We start from the raw sequence: 2,001 nt of genomic DNA, 5'->3' as shown, positions 1-2,001 counted from the left end.
GAATCGACTTCGCCGCCGGTATCGCCGACGTCACCACCGCGGTGATGCGGCGGGTCACCGCCGCCACCTGCGCCTGAGCCGCGCCGACGAAGGCGCTGCGGTCGGCGACCAGGGTGTCGATGTCAGCGCGGGACAGGCCGAGCCGGCCATCCGCCGCCAACCGGTCGAAGAGGTCGTTCTCCGGCGAGCCCTTCTCACGCATCCCCAGGGCCACAGCGACCGCGTGCTCCTTGATCACCTCGTGGGCGACCTCCCGACCGACCCCCCGGCGGACCGCCGCGACCAGGATCTTCGTGGTGGCCAGGAACGGCAGGAAGCGCTCCAACTCGCGGTTGATCACCGCCGGGTACGCGCCGAACTCGTCGAGCACGGTGAGGAACGTCTGGAACAGCCCGTCGGCGGCGAAGAACGCGTCCGGCAGTGCCACCCGGCGGACCACCGAGCAGGACACGTCCCCCTCGTTCCACTGGTCACCGGCCAGCTCGCCGACCATCGACAGGTAACCCCGGATGATCACGGCGAAGCCGTTCACACGCTCCGACGAGCGGGTGTTCATCTTGTGTGGCATCGCGCTGGAACCGACCTGACCCGGCTTGAAGCCCTCGGTCGCCAACTCCTGGCCGACCATCAACCGGATCGTGGTGGCCAGCGACGACGGTGCGGCGGCGGTCTGAGCCAGCGCGGCCAGCACCTCGAAGTCGAGTGAGCGCGGGTAGACCTGCCCGACGCTGTCCAGCACCCGGGAGAAGCCCAGGTGCTCGGCGACCCGCCGCTCCAACTCGGCCACCTTGTCGGCGTCACCGTCGAAGAGGTCGAGCTGGTCGGCGGCCGTGCCGACCGGTCCCTTGATCCCCCGCAGCGGGTAACGGGCGATCAGCTCCTCCAACCGCTCGTACGCGATCAGCAGCTCCTCAGCCGCCGACGCGAAGCGCTTGCCCAGCGTGGTGGCCTGCGCCGCCACGTTGTGCGAACGGCCGGTCATGACCAGCTCGGAGTGCTCGTACGCCAGGAAGGCCAACCGGGCCAGGGTCGCCACCACCCGGTCGCGGATCAGCTCCAGCGAGGCCCGCACCTGGAGCTGCTCGACGTTCTCGGTGAGGTCCCGGGAGGTCATCCCCTTGTGCACGTGCTCGTGCCCGGCGAGCGCGCTGAACTCCTCGATCCGGGCCTTCACGTCGTGCCGGGTGACCCGCTCCCGCTCCGCGATCGAGGCGAGGTCGACCTGGTCGAGCACCCGCTCGTACGCCTCGACCACGCCGTCCGGCACCGGCACACCCAGGTCGCGCTGAGCGCGGAGCACGGCGAGCCAGAGCCGCCGCTCCATCCGGACCTTCTCCTCCGGGGACCAGAGGGCTACCAGTTCGGGCGAGGCGTACCGGTTGGCCAGCACGTTGGGGATCGTCGTCACGTACCTCATTGTCCCGCACCCGCTGGTCGACGACGGGACCGGGCCGGGGTCGACGCCGGGACCGGGCCGGGCTGCTCAGGTCGTCAGGGGCGGTTCAGCTCGTAGACGGTGACCGGGCCGGCGACCAGCCGGACCTGGGCCAACCCGGCCAGCTCCGCCGACACCGCACCCGCCCTGCTGTCGGCGAAGAGCCACCGGACCCCGTGCTCCGTACGGAGCCGGTCCAGGTCCGCCCGGGTCGGCGTGCTGAACACCCCGTCGTTGAGCGCGAGCAGCGCCTGGTCGGGGAAGTTCTGTCGGGCGTACCCGAGGTTCTCGACGCCGTGCGCGGCCACGACCGCGTCGGTGTAGCCCCAGCTCTCCACCACCGTGCGGTGCCCGCCCAGGCCGGTCACCCAGAACGCGCGGGCGTCGCAGTGCGGGGTGGTTCGCACCGGCCGGCAGTGCACGTTGGTGGCGACCACGTCGTCGTCGGCGGCGTTGTCGTCCAGCCACAGCGCCGCGCGCATCTCGTCGGCGGTCAGCGCGTACGGCTGCGGCCCGGTCGCCGGCACCGGCTCGGTCAGCACCGAACGGACGGTCCCGCCCACGAC

The 2,001-nt window shown here is 71.6% G+C and carries 2 protein-coding genes; both read right to left on the bottom strand.

All coding sequences use genetic code 11. From position 1 onward, the window contains the following. Nucleotides 1–1,408 (bottom strand): adenylosuccinate lyase (gene purB, locus DLJ59_RS29310; protein WP_124776601.1); only part of this gene is annotated, 1,408 nt, incomplete at its 3' end. Nucleotides 1,409–1,491: 83 nt separating this feature from the next. Next, nucleotides 1,492–2,001, bottom strand: a 510-nt coding sequence (locus DLJ59_RS29305) for a hypothetical protein (protein ID WP_208648876.1), incomplete at its 5' end; no start/stop codon positions are given.

Source organism: Micromonospora inaquosa, assembly GCF_003857055.1.
Lineage (GTDB): Bacteria > Actinomycetota > Actinomycetes > Mycobacteriales > Micromonosporaceae > Micromonospora > Micromonospora inaquosa.
The sequence above is the reverse complement of the archived record's forward strand: the minus strand, read 5'-3'. Positions and strand labels throughout refer to the sequence as shown.